1 protein-coding gene is annotated in these 404 nt (G+C 51.2%); it reads left to right on the top strand.

Annotation, left to right across the window (positions count from 1 at the left end; all coding sequences use genetic code 11):
• The coding region (locus QP324_RS11900) for an IS30 family transposase (protein ID WP_284816188.1) at window positions 1-404 on the top strand (404 nt) is incomplete at both ends.

Here is a 404-nt window from a genome sequence, read left to right as displayed (position 1 = left end):
GAAGTAGATGACCGAGCAGTACCAGGTCATTGGGAAGGCGACCTCATTCTAGGCGCGGGCAATAAGTCTGCAATTGGAACTCTCGTAGAACGAACCACGCGCTATGTCATCTTGCTGCATCTACCTAATGGGCATAATGCTACCGAAGTAAATGAAGCACTTACTAAAGCGATCGCTGGCTTGCCAGATCATCTCAAAGGCTCACTTACCTGGGACCAAGGAAGTGAAATGGCCTGCCATAAGGCCTTTTCTGTAGCGACAAACTGTCCCGTGTTCTTCTGCGATCCTGGCTCGCCGTGGCAGCGAGGCACCAATGAAAACACCAACGGACTACTAAGGCAGTACTTCCCTAAAGGCACAGACCTAAGCGTCCATAGTGCAGCGGACCTAGAATTCGTCGCCAT

The sequence above is a fragment of the Corynebacterium sp. UMB0012 genome (assembly GCF_030216265.1).
In the GTDB taxonomy this organism is placed as follows: Bacteria; Actinomycetota; Actinomycetes; order Mycobacteriales; family Mycobacteriaceae; genus Corynebacterium.
The sequence above is the reverse complement of the archived record's forward strand: the minus strand, read 5'-3'. Positions and strand labels throughout refer to the sequence as shown.